Raw genomic sequence first — 16,771 nt, 5'->3', positions numbered from 1 at the left:
GTGGCAAAGAGCTAGAACACGAAATTTCAAAAGCAGCCAAAGAGCATAAGTTAGATATAGAATACGCCCTTTTAGGACTTGGCAGAGATAGCAACGTAAAGCTTTCAGTGTTTAAAGAGCCAACGGCAAGGACTAAGAAGTGGGATATTAACCCACTTTATATTTTTATGAATTTAAAATTATTTTAACTTTTTAGCACTAAACATAAATTTCACAAATCCACCCTTATACCAGTTTTTACTAGCCTTTATAAACTCTTCGCCTAGTTTGTATTCAAGGCTATCTTTTATCTTTAAAGCCTCTTTGTAATCTGGATAATCTTGCAGTTTTGGCAGGGCTAATTTTGGATTTTTCTTGATTTTATCCTGATAGGTAAGTTGGTCTTTTTTGTGTTCATTGTGTATGTAGCTTAAAATAAATGGTAGCTTTATGTAGCCTAGCGGACTTTTTTTGTTTTGTGCTATGGCTTTGCCTATTTTATAGTTTAGTTGATTATAAATTCTAAGCTTAGCCGTGCCGTTATTTAGAGTGAAATTTAGGGTATTAAGCTCATTGTTTTTATTTTTTAGCTCGGTCTTGGTTTTAAGTAATTCTTGCCTTATCTCATCTGTCTCTTTTTTTAAGCGATTTATCTCATCTTGTAGCGTTGGTGGTGGCGGGGTTGTTTTAAAGGCAGTATCTTGAAATTTTAAATCCTTAAACATAGATTTAAACTTGGGCAACTCTAAATCATAAGGGCAATCTTTAAAATAAGCAAAACGATTTTTGTTCTTATTGCAATACAAAGCATCATAGACAAATTCAAGCTTTTCATAGGGGCTATTTAGGGCTTCAAGCCTTTCTTCAATGGCTTTTGGCGAGAGAAATTCAGATTTATCATAGCTGTATTTAAAGTCATCTTTTAAGACGTGATTAAATTTTTCAGTCATATTTTCATCCCAGTTATGCACGCAGTTACCTAGCCAAAAAATATCGCTTTTTATCTGTTTTGCTGGACTGCCAGCGTTAATGGTGTTTGAATAATACATTTTTGTCGCCACGCTTCTAGTGCCTATTATCGCACCAGAAGCGACAAAACACCCCTTTAAAAATGCCACCTCTTGACCCACCCAAACGTGGTCTGCTATGTAGATACTCTTGGTTTGATTTATGCGTTTATTTGTTTTGGCATCATAAATTAAATGCGGGTCGGCATTTCTAAACCAAATTGCACTAGAAAACAGATTGTCATTGCCTATAATTATATTTTTACGCTCAGATAGCATAAGTGTTCTTTGCCCACTCGGATTATAGTAGTTGTTGTTACCAGTATAAAATACACACTGGCTGTTTAGACTGATATTTAATATATTTACGCCATCTCCTAAAAATACAAGGGCGTTGTCACCACAAAAGTTTATGTTTGAATTTTTAATCTTGCAATTTTGAGATATAAATAATATGTTGTTTTTACCGATAAAGTTGTATTTAAAATTTGTATGCCCGTTTAATTCGCCGTAAATTACGTTGTTATTTTCTAGAAGGTGTCTTTGCATAATATCTCTTTTTAAGCGTTTTGGGCTTGATATTATCAAAAAAAAAAAAAACGATATTAGAAAGAAATATTAATTTAATTTTTTAAGATTTATTTTTGTTTATAGCAAATTTTACTCTTTCACCTTCGTAAAATCAAGCTTTGCTATGTGAAATTTATAAAAAAACGTGCTGCCTTCATTTAGTTTGGTCTTTACATCGTAATTAATGCTGTATTTTTCGCAGATATCAGAAACTATGCTAAGTCCAAGTCCAAAGCCACCTTGTGCTAAATTCTCACGCTCATATCGCTTAAACGCCTTTTTGACATCCTTAATCCCACAGCCAAAATCCTGCACGCTAAATATGGCGATACCATCATCTTGACGTTTTAGTTTGATGATGATTTGGCTATCTTGTGGGCTGTATTTTATGGCGTTTGTGATTGTGTTGTCTATCACTCTTTGAAGTGCCATTTTGCTCATTACGATATTTACGCCCCTGTCAATATCATCAAAAACGACCTTCATACGCTTAGCGTCAGCCATTGAGAGCAGAAATTTCACACGCTCAATGAGATATTCGCTTAGATCAATTATCTCGTTTGGAAAGATGATATAGCCACGTTTTATATAATACTCAATGTCTTCGTAGGTTATTTGCATCTGTTTTAGGGCGTTTTTTATCCGTTTTGTCTGCTTGTTTTCAATGCCAAGCATCTCTAAATTTATCCCAGCGATACCAAGCGGAGTTTTTAGCTCGTGCATAGCGTCATTAAAGAAGTTATTCATATATTTTTGTGCGTTTTGGTAGGGTTTAATGCTAGCAAGATACGAAAGATAAAGCACAAAAGCGACTAAAATAAAGGTAAAAGTAAGCATTAAAGTGATGATAAAAAGATTTCGGCGGCTTGAAATTTCTTGTGAGATGATTAAAAAATATGGAGTTTTATTAATAAAAAAGAAATCTTTATAAAACAAAGTATCATCATCTTTTAGGGTTACGAATTTTAAATCGCTGGGTTTTTTAGCCAGATTTGAGAAAATTTCTGTGCCGTTTTCATCATAGATTGCGTATTTAAAGATGAGTGAGTTTGGCAGGAATTTTTGCTCAATAAAGCTCTGTTTTACTTTCTCTTCAAATTTTATGATTTGAAAAAGGCTTTTTAGCGTGTCGTCTTGCTCAATTAGCCCAAAGGTCGTAATGCTCTTTGCAACAAAAAGAACCATTATCACCAAACACGCTAAAATTGGAATTTTAAACTTTTTTGGCATCTATTTTGTAGCCGATTCTTCTTTTTGATGTTATAAATTCACTTGAAGTTTTGTTGCGAATTTTTAGCACGTGCATACGGATATCCGCCTCTTCAATGTCTTTATTCTCCCAAACCTGCTCTTTTAGCTCTGGTATGCTTACGTAAGCGTCAAGATTGCTTACTAGATACTCAACTAATTCAAGCTCTTTTGCGCTTAAATCAATCATTGAGCCGTTTTTAAGCAGGGTTCTTTTATTTGTATTAAAGCTAAAATCGCCGTTTAATAAAACCACGCTCTTATCATCAACGCTGTAATACTTTCTCATAAGCTCGCCAACTCTAAATTTTAGCTCGGCTAACTCAAATGGCTTTTTAAGATACTCATTGCAACCAAGCTCGTATCCTATCGCCATATCGTTAATATCCACAAGCGAGGTCATAATCATAATTGGCGTGTCAATATTTAGGCTTTTTATGTATTTTATAACCTCAAATCCGTTGATATTTGGCACCTTAATATCAAGTATAAAAAGATGATAAAAGCCACTTGCTATCTTATCACAAGCAGCAACGCCATCCCCAACCGCATCAACCTCATAACCAAGAGAGGTGAGATACTCACTCACGCTCTCTTGATATTCAAGCTCATCTTCTAAGAGTAAAATTTTCATCTATATCCTATAAAATTTGTCCTGCATAGACTATGTAACACCTTAAAAGCACGACGCCAACAAGCACCAAAAGTGTGTTTAAAACTATCACACTAGGTTTGTAAGCGTGGTTTTTAAGGGCGATTAAGTCTATTAAAATAGGCATCGCTAAGCCAACGACAACAACACCTACCCAAAACATCGTAGCAAGTCCGCCAACGCTAAGTGCATTTTTAACAAACTCAACTCCACTTACGCCATTTGATGAAACAAAGGCAAATAAAATGCCAATTAAAATCGCCTCAAAAACAATGGCAAAAAGGTCAAGTCTTAAAAGCAAAGATACCGAGTGCTTATCAACACTGGCATTAAAAAACCAAATGCCACAAAGCACACTAGCTGCTACACCTGAACTAAACCCTGAAACTAAAAATAGTATCGGCAAGATTGGATTGCTCCAAAGCAGAATTTTACTAACCGCACTTAGTAAAAATCCAGTATAAACCCCCACGCCGATAGCTAAAACGAATAACAAAATCTCAATGAATTTTAAAAATCCACAAGTGGCGATTTTAGCTAAAAGCCCCTTAAACGCACTTAATACCGCACTATCTTTAAACGCAACAGCGGCGTAAATAAAGGCTAGTGGCGTGTAAATTAGCAAAAGTGCCACGCCAAGCGACATAACAGAGGTAAAATTATACTTTAATAAAATCCAGTAAAAATCAAGCGGTTTGCCTAAATCAAGCACCAAAAGCACAAGTCCCACGCTTATGGTAAGTGGTGCTAAAATCGCTGCTGCTTTAAAACAAGCGTCGTTTTTACCACGCCAGTTTTGAATAACTGCTACCATCATAGCGCCAGCTGAAAGTCCAGCTAAAAACAGATAAATCGCAATTGGCCACGGCCAGTAAATGGCGTCAAATTGTGCCATTGAACCCCACATATTATTCATTGTATCCCCCTTTTTTGTTTGCTACCATTGCTAAGCGAGGGTAGGTTTTAAGCTCCTCTTTTGGATAGTAAATTCCATCTTTTTTGGCGTTTAAATACTTGCTAACGGCTGATTTTTCATCGTTTGCGTCGCCAAAGATTAAGGCGTCAGTCGGGCAGACGCTCACACAGGCTGGGTCTTCGCCCTTTGCTAGGCGAGTTTCATAACAAAACGTGCATTTGCCGATATTGCCGTCTGGCAGGACAAACCTAGCGTCGTAAGGACAGGCTAAAATGCAGTATTTACAGCTAACGCAAATTTTATTATCAAGCAAAGTAACGCCGTCAGCTGTTTTAAAACTAGCCCCAGTTGGGCAAACATCAACGCAGGGTGCGTCCTGACACATAACGCAACTATGGCGTAAAAAGTCCATTTTTAGCTTTGGGAAGCTGCCGCTCATTTTTGTATGCACTTGAAGTCTATAAAGTCCGCTTGGCACGGCGTTTTCGCTCCTACACGCAATGCTACAACCCTGACAGCCGATACATAAATTTTCATCGTGGATCATTAAATATTTTTTCATCTTTTTACCTTTCTATAATGATATTATTTTAAATTTATAAAATAATACCGCCTCTCTTTTTTGTTTTTACGCCTAAATTCTCACGCCTTTGCGATATCAACGCCGACATTTGTTACCATTGTAGCAGCCACTGGTCCTTCGGCTGGATTTAGCAAAATGCTATCGTTTGTGCCGATTCTTGGGGCATTTTTATCCACTAGGTGTCCAAATCCGTGGTAGATAAATAGCGTATCTTCTCTAATACCCTCGGTTAGCATTATTTTGCCCTTTTCTTTGCCGTATTTGTTTGATAAAATCACGCTGTCGCCGTCTTTTAAACCCCTTTTTGCAGCGGCTTTTGGATGAATCCAAATCGGAGCGTCGCTCATTAAATCATTTAAAAATGGTATATTTTGAGTGTGTCCGTTTGTGTGAATTGGCGTTTTACCGCTCATTAAACAAAGCTCGTGCCCCTCAAAAACGTCAATATCTTTTGTGTTTAAACAACCATAACCCTCAAACATTTTCTCCACATCTTCGCTAAATAGCTCAATCTTACCGCTCTTTGTTTTTAGCTTTGCTTGACTATCCATTAAGCCGTTTTCGCCGACATACTGGGCAGTTTGTGGGAAGCGTTTTACAAATTTCTCAACGCTACTTTTCTCTCTAAATAAAATTCCCGGCACATCATAATTTACATAGCCGTCCTTTTCAAGTTTGGCTAGAAGCTCTACATTGCCCTTTGCTTGTGCCATTCTAAACTCACGAATATCGCTCCATTTATAAAGCTCATCTACCTTTAAACGCCTTGCAAGCTCTCTAAAAATGCTAGCGGCATCTTTTGTGTCGCCAATTGGCTCAACGATTTTATTTCGTATCATATAGGCTGGTTTTTGACCTGATTTATCTTCAATATTTTCATCACGCTCTAAATATGTGCTTTCAGGTAAAAACACATCCGCATAAAGCCCCATATCGTGCATATAAATATCGCTAACTACGATAAAATCAAGCTTTTTAAGTGCCTCTTGGGTTTTAACTGGCTCAGATACATTTATAAATGGATTAAAACGAATATTAAACCAGCCCTTAACTGGATATGGTTTTTCGCTTAAAATCGCCGTTGGGATATCCATTAAAACGCCGTGTGAGCGACTTACGAATTTGTGCTTGCCATCCTCACCAGCAAAGTCAATCCTGCTCTCTTTTGGGACTTTAAACTCCTTATCTGGGTTGCTTAGCTCATCTATTAAATTTTCGCCGATTAGTTTGTTGTAGGTTTTTGCGTTTTTACCGCTAAAAAGACCGCCTTTTTTCTCCCAGTTGCCCATCATAGCGTTTGCGACCATAATGGCACGAGTTCTCATATATTCAGCCCTTGTTGTGGTGGTTTTGTGTCCAAAGTCAATGATGACTTGTGGGGCAGCTTTGTAAATTTCATCAGCGATTCGCCTAACATCATCAGCCTTAATGCCAGTAATCGCCTCTTGCCACTCTGGCGTGGTATCTTTTGTATCACGAATGACCTTATCAAAGCCGATTGTGAAATTCTCAATGAACTCTTTATCATAAGTGTCGTTTTTAATCCAAGTGTGAATTAATGCCATAACAAAGGCAATATCAGTGCCAGGACGCACCGGCAGCCACTCATCAGCCTTTGCAGCCACCACGCTAAATCTTGGCTCTAAAACTAGCAGTTTTGTATCCTTTTTATCGGCAAATTTTGCTAGTTTTTTTGCGTCAGAGATAACTATACCCTCAAAGAGATTGTGTCCGAAATTTACGATATATTTTGCGTTGCCAAAGTCCCTTTTTAGCTTTGAGTCGCCATACATATGTTGGCAGACCATTTGGTAGGTTATCGGACAGCAAGAAAAGTGCGAAAAGCAGTTTGGAGAGCCGTAGCTTGAAGCAAAATTTGTCATAAATTTATGCGTTTGGCTTGATTTTGCACTAAAAATAAAGCTCTTTGCGCCGTATTTATCCTTAATCTCTTGCATTTTTGTCGCAACTAAATCAAGCGCCTCGTCCCAACTAGCTTCTCTAAATTTACCCTCTCCACGCTCTCCGACACGAATTAGTGGCTTAACTATGCGTTTTGGGTCATAAAGCTGATTGTGTCCGCTGCCACCCCTAGCACAGACCGATGTAGCCGTGCCGCCGGCTTTTTTGTTGCCTTGAATGAATACATTTTTGCCATCAACCACACGCCCTTCAATCGGACAGCGAGTTGAACACATTTCACAAAAGCTAGGCGTGAAATTTTCGCTGCCATTTAACGCCTTTGCGCCCACACTAGCAAGCGAGCCGGGCGTGATACAGGCACTAATCGCACCAGCTGCTGCTGTGGATTTTAAAAAATTTCGTCTTGAAATATCCATTTTCTCTCCCTTTTAAAAATATTTGATTTGTGTTAATTTTACAACACTAATGTAAATTTGTAGTCAAAGTAAGCTTAAATAAAAATTTTAGTTTAAATTTTAAGAATAACTGCAAACCTTTATCAAAATCCTTAACATTAATCAATGAAAATTTCACGCTTTTTAACTATCATTTTTTAAAATTTCAAAGGAGAAAAAATGCAAACATTTACTTGGCAAAGCAGTGAATTTAATGGAGTTTTGGTTGATAAAATTCACGAAATGGGTGGCGTAAAAGAGATAAGAATACGCCTAGAAAAGGGAGCTGTGATGAAAGAGCATAAAGCACCCGGAGCCATAATGGTACAGGTGCTTCGTGGCGAGATTGATTTTAGCGTTAATGAAAATTTGGTTAAATTAAACGAGCTTGATATGATTACTCTTGATGCAAATGTGCCTCACTCGCTTTTGGCTTTAAAAGATAGCATTGTGCGTTTAAGTCTAAGCAAAAACGATGATGTCAGCCGTGTTTTTGGGGTTTTAAAGTCCTAGTCGTTACATTTTAAGAAAACAAACGCCAAAAATCTCTGGCGTTTGTAAAATTTTATCCACGCTAAAAACTTTTGATTTAAGCACATTTAAAACATTTAATATATATGATTATAAAAATATTTAATTTAGGGTCAAAAATGCCAACCATTTTAAGACTTAATGGGTTTAAATTTTTCTTTTATTCAAACGAGCACGAACCAAAACACATTCAATGAGAGCAAAAAGGACTTGGGATGAATATTTTAGCGATTAAGGGCAAAAAGGTGCGTTTTAGTGATGATTTGCTTTTTGTTGAGCTTGATGATGGTAGGGTTATAGGCACTCCAATGGCGTGGTATAAGCCACTTCAAGAGGCAAGTTTAAAAGAGCTAAATAACTATCAATTTATCTGTGGTGGCACTGGCATTGAGTGGGAGAGTTTAGACTATCATTTAAGCATAATTTCTATGCTAGAAAGCCAAAAAATCTCTAAAAAAGTATCTTAAAATTTAAAAATAGTCGTTACATTTTAAGAAAACAAACGCCAAAATCTCTGGCGTTTGTAAAATTTATGCGTAAAACTCGCTAAAATATGCGTCCAATTCGCTCTTTGCTGTTTTTATTAGCTCATTTTTATCTATGCTAGAAACTGCCGTGCCTTGCGCTCTAATAATCTTAAAACTATCAAAACCCATCATATTTATAAACATTTCTTTAATGTAATTGTGGCTAAATTCTAACGGCGTGTAGCGGTCGTTTGCCGTGTAAATCGCACCGCTTGACTGCAAAAGTAGCACCTTTCTGCCGTCAGTAAGGAGCGGGACTGAACCGCCAGTAACGTATTTAAAGGTCTTTTGCGGGATTAAAATATTATCCATATAGTCTTTAAATTGAGAAGTGATATTAAAATTTAGCATAGGCATAACGATAACGATTCTCTTTGAAGCCAAAAATTGCTCCATTAATCTATTCATTTGATTTTTTATCTTAATCTCACGCTCATTTAAATTCTCGCCTTTTGTAAAAACGCCTAGCATATCGCTATCTAAACGTGGTATAAACTCATCTTTTAGCGTTAAAATTTCTAACTCATTTTGGCTAAAATTCTCTAAAAATTTAGCACAAAACTCATCAAGAAGTATTTTTGAAAATGAGTTTTGGCTCATAAATGGATGAGAATTTATGATAAGTGTTTTCATATTTATCCTTTTTTAATTTAAACGCTTATTTTACTTAAAAAGATCAAATTTCTCATCGTAAAATTTCGTTTTTATACCAAAAAATCCAAGAACCGAGCTAAAAACATAGTCGTGGCTTAGCTCTTTATCTTTTATCGTTTTTAGTCTATTTAGAGTGGTTTTATCACTTAAATAAATGATTGCTGGGACGTGTTTTTGCACGTTTGGAGCGATAGCGTAGGGCAGTCCGTGCAAGTAAATGCCGTTTTCGCCAAGACTCTCGCCGTGATCGCTAAGAAAAAACATCGCCGTTTCAAACTCACTTTCACGCTCTTTTAGGGCGTTTATTAGCTCGTTTTGTAAAAAATCCTGATATAAAATGGTGTTATCATAGGTGTTTAAAATAGTGTTAAAATCGCACTTGTTTAGCTCTGCCGTGTCGCAGGTCGGGCGAAATTTCTTAAACTCATCTGGATAGCCTTTAAAATAAACTGGTCCGTGTGAGCCTTGCACGTGAAGCACGATAAAAACGCTCTCATCGGTGGTTTTTATGAGATTTTTTGCCTCGTTAAAAATTTCATCATCATAGCTTACAGCACGCAGATCAATGACATTTTTTACTCTCTCACACACGCCTTGACAACCACCGCTGTTATTATCAAACCAAAGTGTTTTAATGCCGACTTTTTGCGTAAAATCGGTCAAATTTGCCCTTGATTTTGCAATCCTAGCGTCATAATCTGCCCTTTTTAAATCAGAAAACATACAAGGCACACTAACTATCGTAGAGGTCCCGCACAAGTAAAACTGGCTAAAACTCACGATATTTTGGTGCTTCGTGTAAAAATTTGTATCATTTTTAGTGTAGCCATTTAGCGAGTAGTTTGCACTTCTTTGCGTTTCGCCAACGACAAGCACGAAAATTTTCTTTTTTGCTTCATCTATTGTGGCGTTGTTTGCTATGTCTAAAAATGGCAATGGTTTTTGGGTTAAAATTTTGTATAGTTTAACACTTGAATATATTGGATAAAATGGTAAAGTATAAAATCTAAGCTCTTTATGTTCTCTAAAAAATGGTATAAAAATTTTTGAGCTTAACGCAAAAATTAGAGCAAAAACCGCAAGGCAAAGTGAGCAAATTTTAGCTCTATTTTTTAGCTCAGTTTTGAAATTTTCATATTTTAAATCAGCAAAAATTATAAAGGCAATTGGCAAAATGACAGCAAAAATCAGGGCAAAAATAAGGTCAAAACCAAAATAGCTAAATGCCTCTTTTGTGTCGGTATTAAAGACATTTAGTAGCATATCTTTATCAATTATCACGCCATATTTTAGGATAAAAAATAGGCTAGTTGATGAGATTAAAACAGCCAAAACGGCAAGTGGTTTTAATAAAAATGGCACGAAAAACAAGCAGATAGCCACACAAAGAATTGACAAAAGCATAACCGCTAAAACAATGGTAAAAAATGCCGAAAAGATAGGCGAGTTTTGCTCTAAAAATCCATCAAAAACGCCCTTAAAAAAGGCGAAATTTACAAAAAGCAAATAGGCTAAAAACAGGGCTAGAAATTTTGTAAAGCTAAGATTTTTAGCCATAAGTATAAAAGTTCTTTCATTTTATATCCTTTTAATCAAACGAGAGATTTCTCTCTCGTCTAGGCTAAAATTTGCTTTTGTATGAGAGCATTAAGCCGTCTTTTACGTAGTTTAGTGCGACTTTTGGCTCTTCTTTTTCATCTACAAAAACCCACGTCCAAAGTGCAGCGATACCAGCACCCATAGCGACATCGTGAATGTAGTGTTTTCTTGCATCAACTCGTGAGTAAGCTACAAAAGTAGCCAAAGCGTAAGGAAGTAGGGCTTGTTCTAAGCCGTAACGTTTATGTATGTATGTTGCACCGCTAAATGCACCGGCTGCGTGTCCGCTGGGGAATGAGTGCTTTTTATCACCCTCTTTGTAGTTTGGTCGTTTTTCTTGGATTGTTCGTTTTAGGATTTCAGTAGTTGCTTGTGTAGAGAGTAAGGCTAGTGTGAGCTGTCCTACCCCCCCCCATATCGTCATTATACGCACTTAGGGCGTAAGCGTATGCTGGGACTACGATTTGAACGATATCGCCTACTTTTTCTGTGTCGTTTGCACTGCTAAAATTTACAAATGCAAACAGCGTTAAAATTAGTTTTTTCATCTTTTCTCCTTTTTAAAGTTTTTTTCTTAGTTGTTTTTTGTTTTTACTCTTTCATCTTTTCTCCTTTCTTGCGTTTATGTAAAATTAAAATATCAATCCGCTATCATCTGCTTCTTGCATTATGTTTTGCTGATTATCGCTGTTTGGCAGCGGACTTTCATCTGTGTAAAACTCATCGCTACCATTAAATCTGCCACGATAAACGCCGTCTGGTTGCATAAAATTCTTACGCATATTTGGGTAATGTTTTATGTATTCACTTAAAAATATACGAAAAACCGGTGCTGCTGTTCTGCCACCACCTTCAACCTTTTTCATCGGCGTATTGTCATCATTGCCATACCAAATAATCGCTTGAATATCTGGCGTGTAGCCACAAAACCAAGCGTCAATATTGTTATTTGTCGTGCCGGTTTTGCCAGCGATTTGAATGCCCGGAATTTTGGCATTTCTGCCAGTGCCGTTTTCAACGACATTCATCAGCATTGATGTCATTAAAAAGCTCTGTTCTGGCGGATTTATTTGAGTTTTAGTTGGCTCAAATTTTAATAAATTTTTATAACGATTTTCTACACTTTTAATTAAAATTGTGCTTACGATTTCGCCGTCATTTGAAAAAATTGAGTAGAGTTTTGCAAAATCAACAAGCGAAATTCCAAAGCTACCAAGTGCGATTGAGAGATTTTCAGGGATATTTTCAAAACCAAAACGAGTTAGCTCTTTTTTGACTAAATTTAGCCCCAAATCGTTTAATAAATTTATAGTTGCTAGGTTTATTGATTTTGTAAGGGCTGTTTTCATTGTGATGTAGCCTGAAAAGTCGCCGCCGTAGTTTTTTGGCGTCCATTCTTTGCCATTTCCCATATCAAAGCTACGTGATACGTCAGCTACCGATGAAACGACTGAATAGCCGTTATTTAGGGCGATTTGATAGATAAATGGCTTAAAGCTAGAACCAGGCTGGCGTTTGCTTTGTGTGGCTCTGTTATAGCTACTTTTGGCGTAATCAACTCCGCCAACAAGAGCTAAAATTTCGCCACTTTTTGGCTCGGTTACGACTATTGCACCATTTAGCACGGCTGTATTTGCATTTTTATCACGTTTTAAAATTTCATTGTAGCCGTAATTTAGGGCATCAGAAGCCATTTTTTGCACTTCTAAATCAATTGTGCTTACTATTTTATAGCCACCAGTTTTTATATCATCATATTTTTTTGAAAGCTCTTTTATGATCTCATCAACGACATAAGGGGCTTTGTTTTTACTAAGCGTATCGTCAAAAACCACTGGCTCTTCAAGTGTGCCTTTTTTGTATTCATCTTCGTTTATCCAGCCGATTGTATGCATTCGCTCTAAAACCCTATTTGCGCGTCCTAGCGATAAATCAAGGTGCCTTGTAGGATCATACGAGCTTGGTGCCTTTGGCAAGCCCACAAGAATGGCTATTTCTTTTAGGCTAAGCTCATCTAAATTTTTTCTAAAATAGCCCATAGCAGCGGTCTTTATGCCGTAATATCCGTGTCCAAAATAGACGTGATTTAAATAACGCTCAATAATCTGCTCTTTTGTCAGCTCGTTTTCAAGCTTGATTGAAAGCACAATCTCTTTGATTTTTCGCTCTATTTTTTTCTCGCTACTTAGGGCTAAATTTTTAACGAGTTGCTGGGTTAGTGTTGAAGCGCCTTCAACTAATTTTCTAGCTTTAATATCTTTAATAATCGCACGAATTATCGCCTCATAATTTACTCCGCCGTGCTCAAAATAGCTAGTATCTTCAATGGCAACAAGCGCCTCAATCACTCGTGGCGGTATGTCGTTAAACTCAACGTAAAGGCGATTTTCTTCAAATACATTTGCGATTAGCTCGTTGTTTCTGTCAAAAATTTGCGTCGTTAGCTTTGGTTTGTAATCAATTATGTCGTAGGCGTTAAAGCGAATTTGTGAATAAACATAAAAAAACGCACCACCAAAAATCGCAGCACAAATAAAGAAAAAAATCAAAATGTATCTCATAAAAATGCCCTTAAAAGCTCTAAATTTAGCCCTCTGGCATTATTTGTCGTGCCAGTTTGGCTTAAAATGTAGTTTTTATTAAACCCCTCAACCATCATAGCCCCAGCCTTACCGATATACTCGCCACTTTCTAGGTATCGCTCAATCTCATTTTGTGCAAATTTTGCAAATTTATACGTGGTCGTGCTAGTGGCAATAAGCTCAAATTTTGGCGATAAAAATATCATTGCAGTTACGACACTTGCGAAGTTATCGCTCTGCTTATTTAGCATAGCTCTTGCGTGCTCCTTGCTTACTGCTTTGCCTAAAATTTCGCCATCACAAACCACGCAACTATCGGCAAAAAGCAGGTTTGTAAGCTCTTTTTGGGCGGCTAAAAACTGCTCTTTTTTTGCCTTAACTACGTTTAAGACGTATTTTGTCGGCGTGGTGTTTTTTAAGACCACACTCTCATCAAAATCAAAGGCGATTTGGTTAAATTTAATGCCGTTTTCGGCTAGAATTTTTGCTCTTGTTGGCGAGGTTGAGATTAAATTTATCACTAAAAGCCCCTGTATGCCACGCCAAGATATGTAGCCACCAGCGAAATTACCAAATTTAGGGGCATAAAATACCTAGCGATTACAAGAATATTCTCAAAGCACTCAATCATCTCATCGCCCCTAAACGCCCTTAACGCCTTTGTGTAGCAGTAAAACATATACGCCGTATTTAGGGCTAAAAAGCCACAAAGGGTGTATTTTGTGGCTAGGATTGCATTCGCCATTGGGTCGGCTGATTTTAGCTCATCGCTTTGTCCGATTAAAAGTCCAGTAATTGCAATTAGTGCTAAAAACACAAAAATCGCAATGATGAAATTTCTAAGCACATTTAGCGTCTTTGCGTAAAATTTTGCCTTGCTGTTTTCATCTAAAAAGTAGCGAAATAAAAACCAAAAACCAGATTGAAAACCGACAAAAAATATCACAAAAGTGATATGTAAAAACGGCATAAAATAGCCAAGTCTGGCAAATGCGATATCATATCCTTGCATTAAGACAGCTTCTCTTTTATAAATTTCATCCCAAAATCTTTTGCTTCGCCAAGTTTGCCTATCTCTTTGCCACCAGCGGTCGCAAAATCATCGCGCCCACCGCCGTTGCCACCTAAAATTTGAGCGACTAGTTTTACCCACTCGCCAGCTTTTATTTTTGCGTTTTTAACCCCGGCAGCGATTGTGATTTTCTCATCTTTTGGCTGAATTAGCATCACACAAACACTCTCATTTACGTTTTTAATCTCATCAATAATGCCCTTTATATCGCCGTTTTCTACCACTTCAACCGCTACTTTTACGCCGTTAATTTCGCTTAAATTTATAGCCTTATTATTACTTGCATTTTTTAGCTCATCTTTTAGGGTTTTTATCTCGCCTTTAAGCTTTTTAACTGCTTCAAGTGGCTGGGCATTTTTTAGCTCATCTTTTAGCAAGTTTAACTCATCTCTTAAATTTAGTGCGTATTTTAGGGCTGATTTTGAGCAAATCGCCTCAATACGCCTAACCCCAGCGCTCACGCCACTCTCTTTTACGATAAAAAATGCGCCAATTTCGCTTACGTTTTTAACGTGCGTGCCGCCGCAAAGCTCCTTACTAACATCGCCAAGACTAAGAACCCTTACGAACTCATCGTATTTCTCGCCAAAAAGTGCGATCGCTCCGCTGTTTTTCGCCTCATCTATACTCATTATCTCAGTCTTTGCAGTAGCACCATTTGCGATAGCTTCATTTACGAAATTTTCAATCTTAGTAAGCTCATCGTTTGTAAGCGCTTTTGGGTGCGAGAAGTCAAAGCGAAGCTTAGTCGCTTCTACGCTTGAACCAGCTTGCGCGATATGAGAGCCTAGAATTTTTCTTAAAGCGGCGTGAAGTAGGTGCGTGGCGCTGTGATGACGCGCTATTTCGCTTCGCTCACTGCTTACTTTTAGACTCACGCTCTCGCCTATTTTTAGTGGTTTTTTGGTGTTTATTTGCGATAAATTTAGTCCGTGAAATTTCTGCGTATCAAGGACATCAGCAAAATTTACAATCTCGCCACTATCGCCCTTTTGACCGCCACTTTGCGCGTAAAATGGGGTCTTATCAAACATAGCCCAACCGCTTTGATTTGCGTTAAGTTCGCTTACTTCTTTGAAATTTTCATCTAAAAGGGCTAAAATTTTGCTGTTGCTCTCTAATGTATCGTAACCAATAAATTCATTCTCTCCAAAACGCTCTAAAAGCGCCTTAAAATCGCCCTTCGTGCCTTTATCGCCACTGCCACGCCAAGCCGCTTTCGCGCGTGCTTTTTGCTCTATCATAAGCGTTTCAAAACGCCCCTCATCCACTCTAAATCCCTTATCTCTTAGCATATCAGCCGTAAGGTCAAGCGGGAAGCCGTAGGTATCGTAAAGCTTAAATGCGACATCTCCGCTAAAAATTTCATCGGTTTTGGCAAGTTCGGCGTTAAATAGCTCCAAACCACTTGCGATAGTGGCTAAAAATCGCTCCTCTTCAAGCCTGATTTGCTCTTTTACGCTCTCTTTTTTCTCGTTTAAATAGGTGTAGTGTCCGCCCATAAGCTCACAAACCTTATCAACTAGCTTATACATAAACGGCTCTTTAATGCCAAGCAAATATCCGTGTCTAACGGCACGGCGTAAAATGCGTCTAAGCACGTAGCCACGACCTTCTTTGTCAAAATTTGTCCCTTGTGCTAGTAAAAATGTAACCGAGCGGATATGATCGCTTATGACGCGATAACTCGCGCCAGTTGCGTATTCGTAAGGTTTGCCGCAAATTTTAGCCACTTCGTTGATATAAGGCATAAAAAGATCGCTGTCGTAATTGCTAAATTTGCCCTGCATTATCGCACTTACTCGCTCTAAGCCCATACCGGTGTCAATTGATGGCTTTGGCAGTGGCGTCATAGTGCCGTCAGCTGAGCGTTCAAACTGCATAAATACTAAATTCCAAATTTCAAGAAAGCGGTCGCCATCCCCACCCATATAATCCTCATCGGACGTGAAATTTTCTGCCCCCTGATCGTAAAAAATCTCAGAGCAAGGCCCGCAAGGTCCAGTATCGCCCATAGCCCAGAAGTTATCCTTATCGCCAAAGCGGTAAATTCGCTCTTTTGCGATGTGCTTTTGCCACAGCTCATAGGCCTCGTCATCGCTTTCGTGAGTGGTTACGTAAAGGCGATCTTTTGGTAGTTTTAGCACCTGCGTAACAAATTCCCAAGCGTAAGCGATAGCGTCCTTTTTAAAATACTCGCCGAAGCTAAAATTGCCAAGCATCTCAAAAAATGTGTGATGACGCGCGGTGTAGCCTACGTTATCAAGGTCGTTGTGCTTACCGCCAGCACGAATGCAGGTCTGACAGCTGGTGCGAATAGGCGGATTTGGGCGTGGGACTTCGCCAGTAAAAATGCTCTTAAACGGCACCATACCGGCGTTTGTAAATAAAAGCGTAGGGTCGTTTGGCACGAGCGGAGCGGAGGCTATGACCTCGTGTCCTTTTGATTTAAAGAAGTCAAGATATGCTTGTCTAACGTCTAAATTTTTCATCG

16 protein-coding genes and 1 pseudogene are annotated in these 16,771 nt (G+C 38.0%); 3 read left to right on the top strand and 14 right to left on the bottom strand.

Features of this window, described 5'->3' with window-relative positions; genetic code table 11:
• Positions 1-188, top strand: a pseudogene (locus NYG85_RS09910) (hypothetical protein); the annotation flags it as partial.
• On the opposite strand, the gene NYG85_RS09905 reads toward NYG85_RS09910, so the two are convergent.
• From NYG85_RS09905 to phsA, 6 genes are all read right to left on the bottom strand, one after another.
• Positions 180-1,535, bottom strand: a complete 1,356-nt coding sequence (locus tag NYG85_RS09905) for a DUF8374 domain-containing protein (protein WP_284938388.1) — start codon at positions 1,533-1,535, stop codon at positions 180-182. The pseudogene NYG85_RS09910 and the gene NYG85_RS09905 overlap by 9 nt on opposite strands.
• A 111-nt stretch (positions 1,536-1,646) precedes the next feature.
• Positions 1,647-2,741, bottom strand: a complete 1,095-nt coding sequence (locus NYG85_RS09900; protein WP_284938389.1) for a sensor histidine kinase — start codon at positions 2,739-2,741, stop codon at positions 1,647-1,649.
• 28 nt (positions 2,742-2,769) lie between these two features.
• Entirely contained in the window at positions 2,770-3,438 is a 669-nt protein-coding gene (locus NYG85_RS09895) for a response regulator transcription factor (RefSeq protein WP_284938387.1), read from the bottom strand.
• A gap of 7 nt (positions 3,439-3,445) precedes the next feature.
• Entirely contained in the window at positions 3,446-4,372 is a 927-nt protein-coding gene (gene nrfD, locus NYG85_RS09890) for an NrfD/PsrC family molybdoenzyme membrane anchor subunit (protein WP_284938386.1), read from the bottom strand.
• On the bottom strand, positions 4,365-4,934 hold the full coding sequence (locus NYG85_RS09885) for a 4Fe-4S dicluster domain-containing protein (protein WP_284938385.1): 570 nt from the start codon (positions 4,932-4,934) through the stop codon (positions 4,365-4,367). The genes nrfD and NYG85_RS09885 overlap by 8 nt, the downstream gene beginning before the upstream one ends.
• A gap of 80 nt (positions 4,935-5,014) precedes the next feature.
• Positions 5,015-7,294 (bottom strand): thiosulfate reductase PhsA, encoded by a 2,280-nt coding sequence (gene phsA / locus NYG85_RS09880; protein ID WP_284938384.1) that lies wholly within the window; start codon positions 7,292-7,294, stop codon positions 5,015-5,017.
• A gap of 198 nt (positions 7,295-7,492) precedes the next feature.
• Here phsA and NYG85_RS09875 point away from each other — a divergent pair, with 198 nt between their 5' ends.
• Both NYG85_RS09875 and NYG85_RS09870 read left to right on the top strand, forming a co-directional pair.
• Positions 7,493-7,825, top strand: a complete 333-nt coding sequence (locus tag NYG85_RS09875; RefSeq protein WP_284938383.1) for a cupin domain-containing protein — start codon at positions 7,493-7,495, stop codon at positions 7,823-7,825.
• 233 nt (positions 7,826-8,058) lie between these two features.
• Positions 8,059-8,310: a DUF2442 domain-containing protein gene (locus NYG85_RS09870; RefSeq protein ID WP_284938382.1), complete on the top strand. Its 252-nt coding sequence runs from the start codon at positions 8,059-8,061 to the stop codon at positions 8,308-8,310.
• Between the two features lie 63 nt (positions 8,311-8,373).
• On the opposite strand, the gene NYG85_RS09865 is transcribed toward NYG85_RS09870, so the two are convergent.
• From NYG85_RS09865 to alaS, 8 genes are all read right to left on the bottom strand, one after another.
• Positions 8,374-9,003, bottom strand: coding sequence for an FMN-dependent NADH-azoreductase (locus tag NYG85_RS09865; protein ID WP_284938381.1), 630 nt, complete (start codon positions 9,001-9,003; stop codon positions 8,374-8,376).
• Between the two features lie 30 nt (positions 9,004-9,033).
• A complete protein-coding gene (locus NYG85_RS09860) occupies positions 9,034-10,581 on the bottom strand; it encodes a phosphoethanolamine transferase (protein WP_284938380.1) in 1,548 nt (515 codons plus the stop codon).
• A 64-nt stretch (positions 10,582-10,645) separates the two neighbouring features.
• On the bottom strand, positions 10,646-11,047 hold the full coding sequence (locus NYG85_RS09855) for a phosphatase PAP2 family protein (protein WP_284938379.1): 402 nt from the start codon (positions 11,045-11,047) through the stop codon (positions 10,646-10,648).
• Entirely contained in the window at positions 10,983-11,171 is a 189-nt protein-coding gene (locus NYG85_RS09850; protein WP_284938378.1) for a hypothetical protein, read from the bottom strand. Before NYG85_RS09850 ends, NYG85_RS09855 begins: the two co-directional genes overlap by 65 nt.
• Positions 11,172-11,255: 84 nt before the next feature.
• The gene (locus tag NYG85_RS09845; RefSeq protein ID WP_284938377.1) at positions 11,256-13,184 is read right to left on the bottom strand and encodes a transglycosylase domain-containing protein; all 1,929 of its coding nucleotides are present in this window, start codon (positions 13,182-13,184) and stop codon (positions 11,256-11,258) included.
• A complete protein-coding gene (gene maf / locus NYG85_RS09840) occupies positions 13,181-13,726 on the bottom strand; it encodes a septum formation inhibitor Maf (protein WP_284938376.1) in 546 nt (181 codons plus the stop codon). Before maf ends, NYG85_RS09845 begins: the two co-directional genes overlap by 4 nt.
• Positions 13,726-14,217: a 3-isopropylmalate dehydratase gene (locus NYG85_RS09835; RefSeq protein WP_284938375.1), complete on the bottom strand. Its 492-nt coding sequence runs from the start codon at positions 14,215-14,217 to the stop codon at positions 13,726-13,728. The genes maf and NYG85_RS09835 overlap by 1 nt, the downstream gene beginning before the upstream one ends.
• On the bottom strand, positions 14,217-16,769 hold the full coding sequence (gene alaS / locus NYG85_RS09830; protein ID WP_284938374.1) for an alanine--tRNA ligase: 2,553 nt from the start codon (positions 16,767-16,769) through the stop codon (positions 14,217-14,219). Before alaS ends, NYG85_RS09835 begins: the two co-directional genes overlap by 1 nt.
• Positions 16,770-16,771 lie beyond the last annotated feature (2 nt).

Origin of the sequence: Campylobacter gastrosuis, from assembly GCF_030249845.1 — a bacterium.
Taxonomy (GTDB): Bacteria; Campylobacterota; Campylobacteria; order Campylobacterales; family Campylobacteraceae; genus Campylobacter_A; species Campylobacter_A gastrosuis.
The sequence above is the reverse complement of the archived record's forward strand: the minus strand, read 5'-3'. Positions and strand labels throughout refer to the sequence as shown.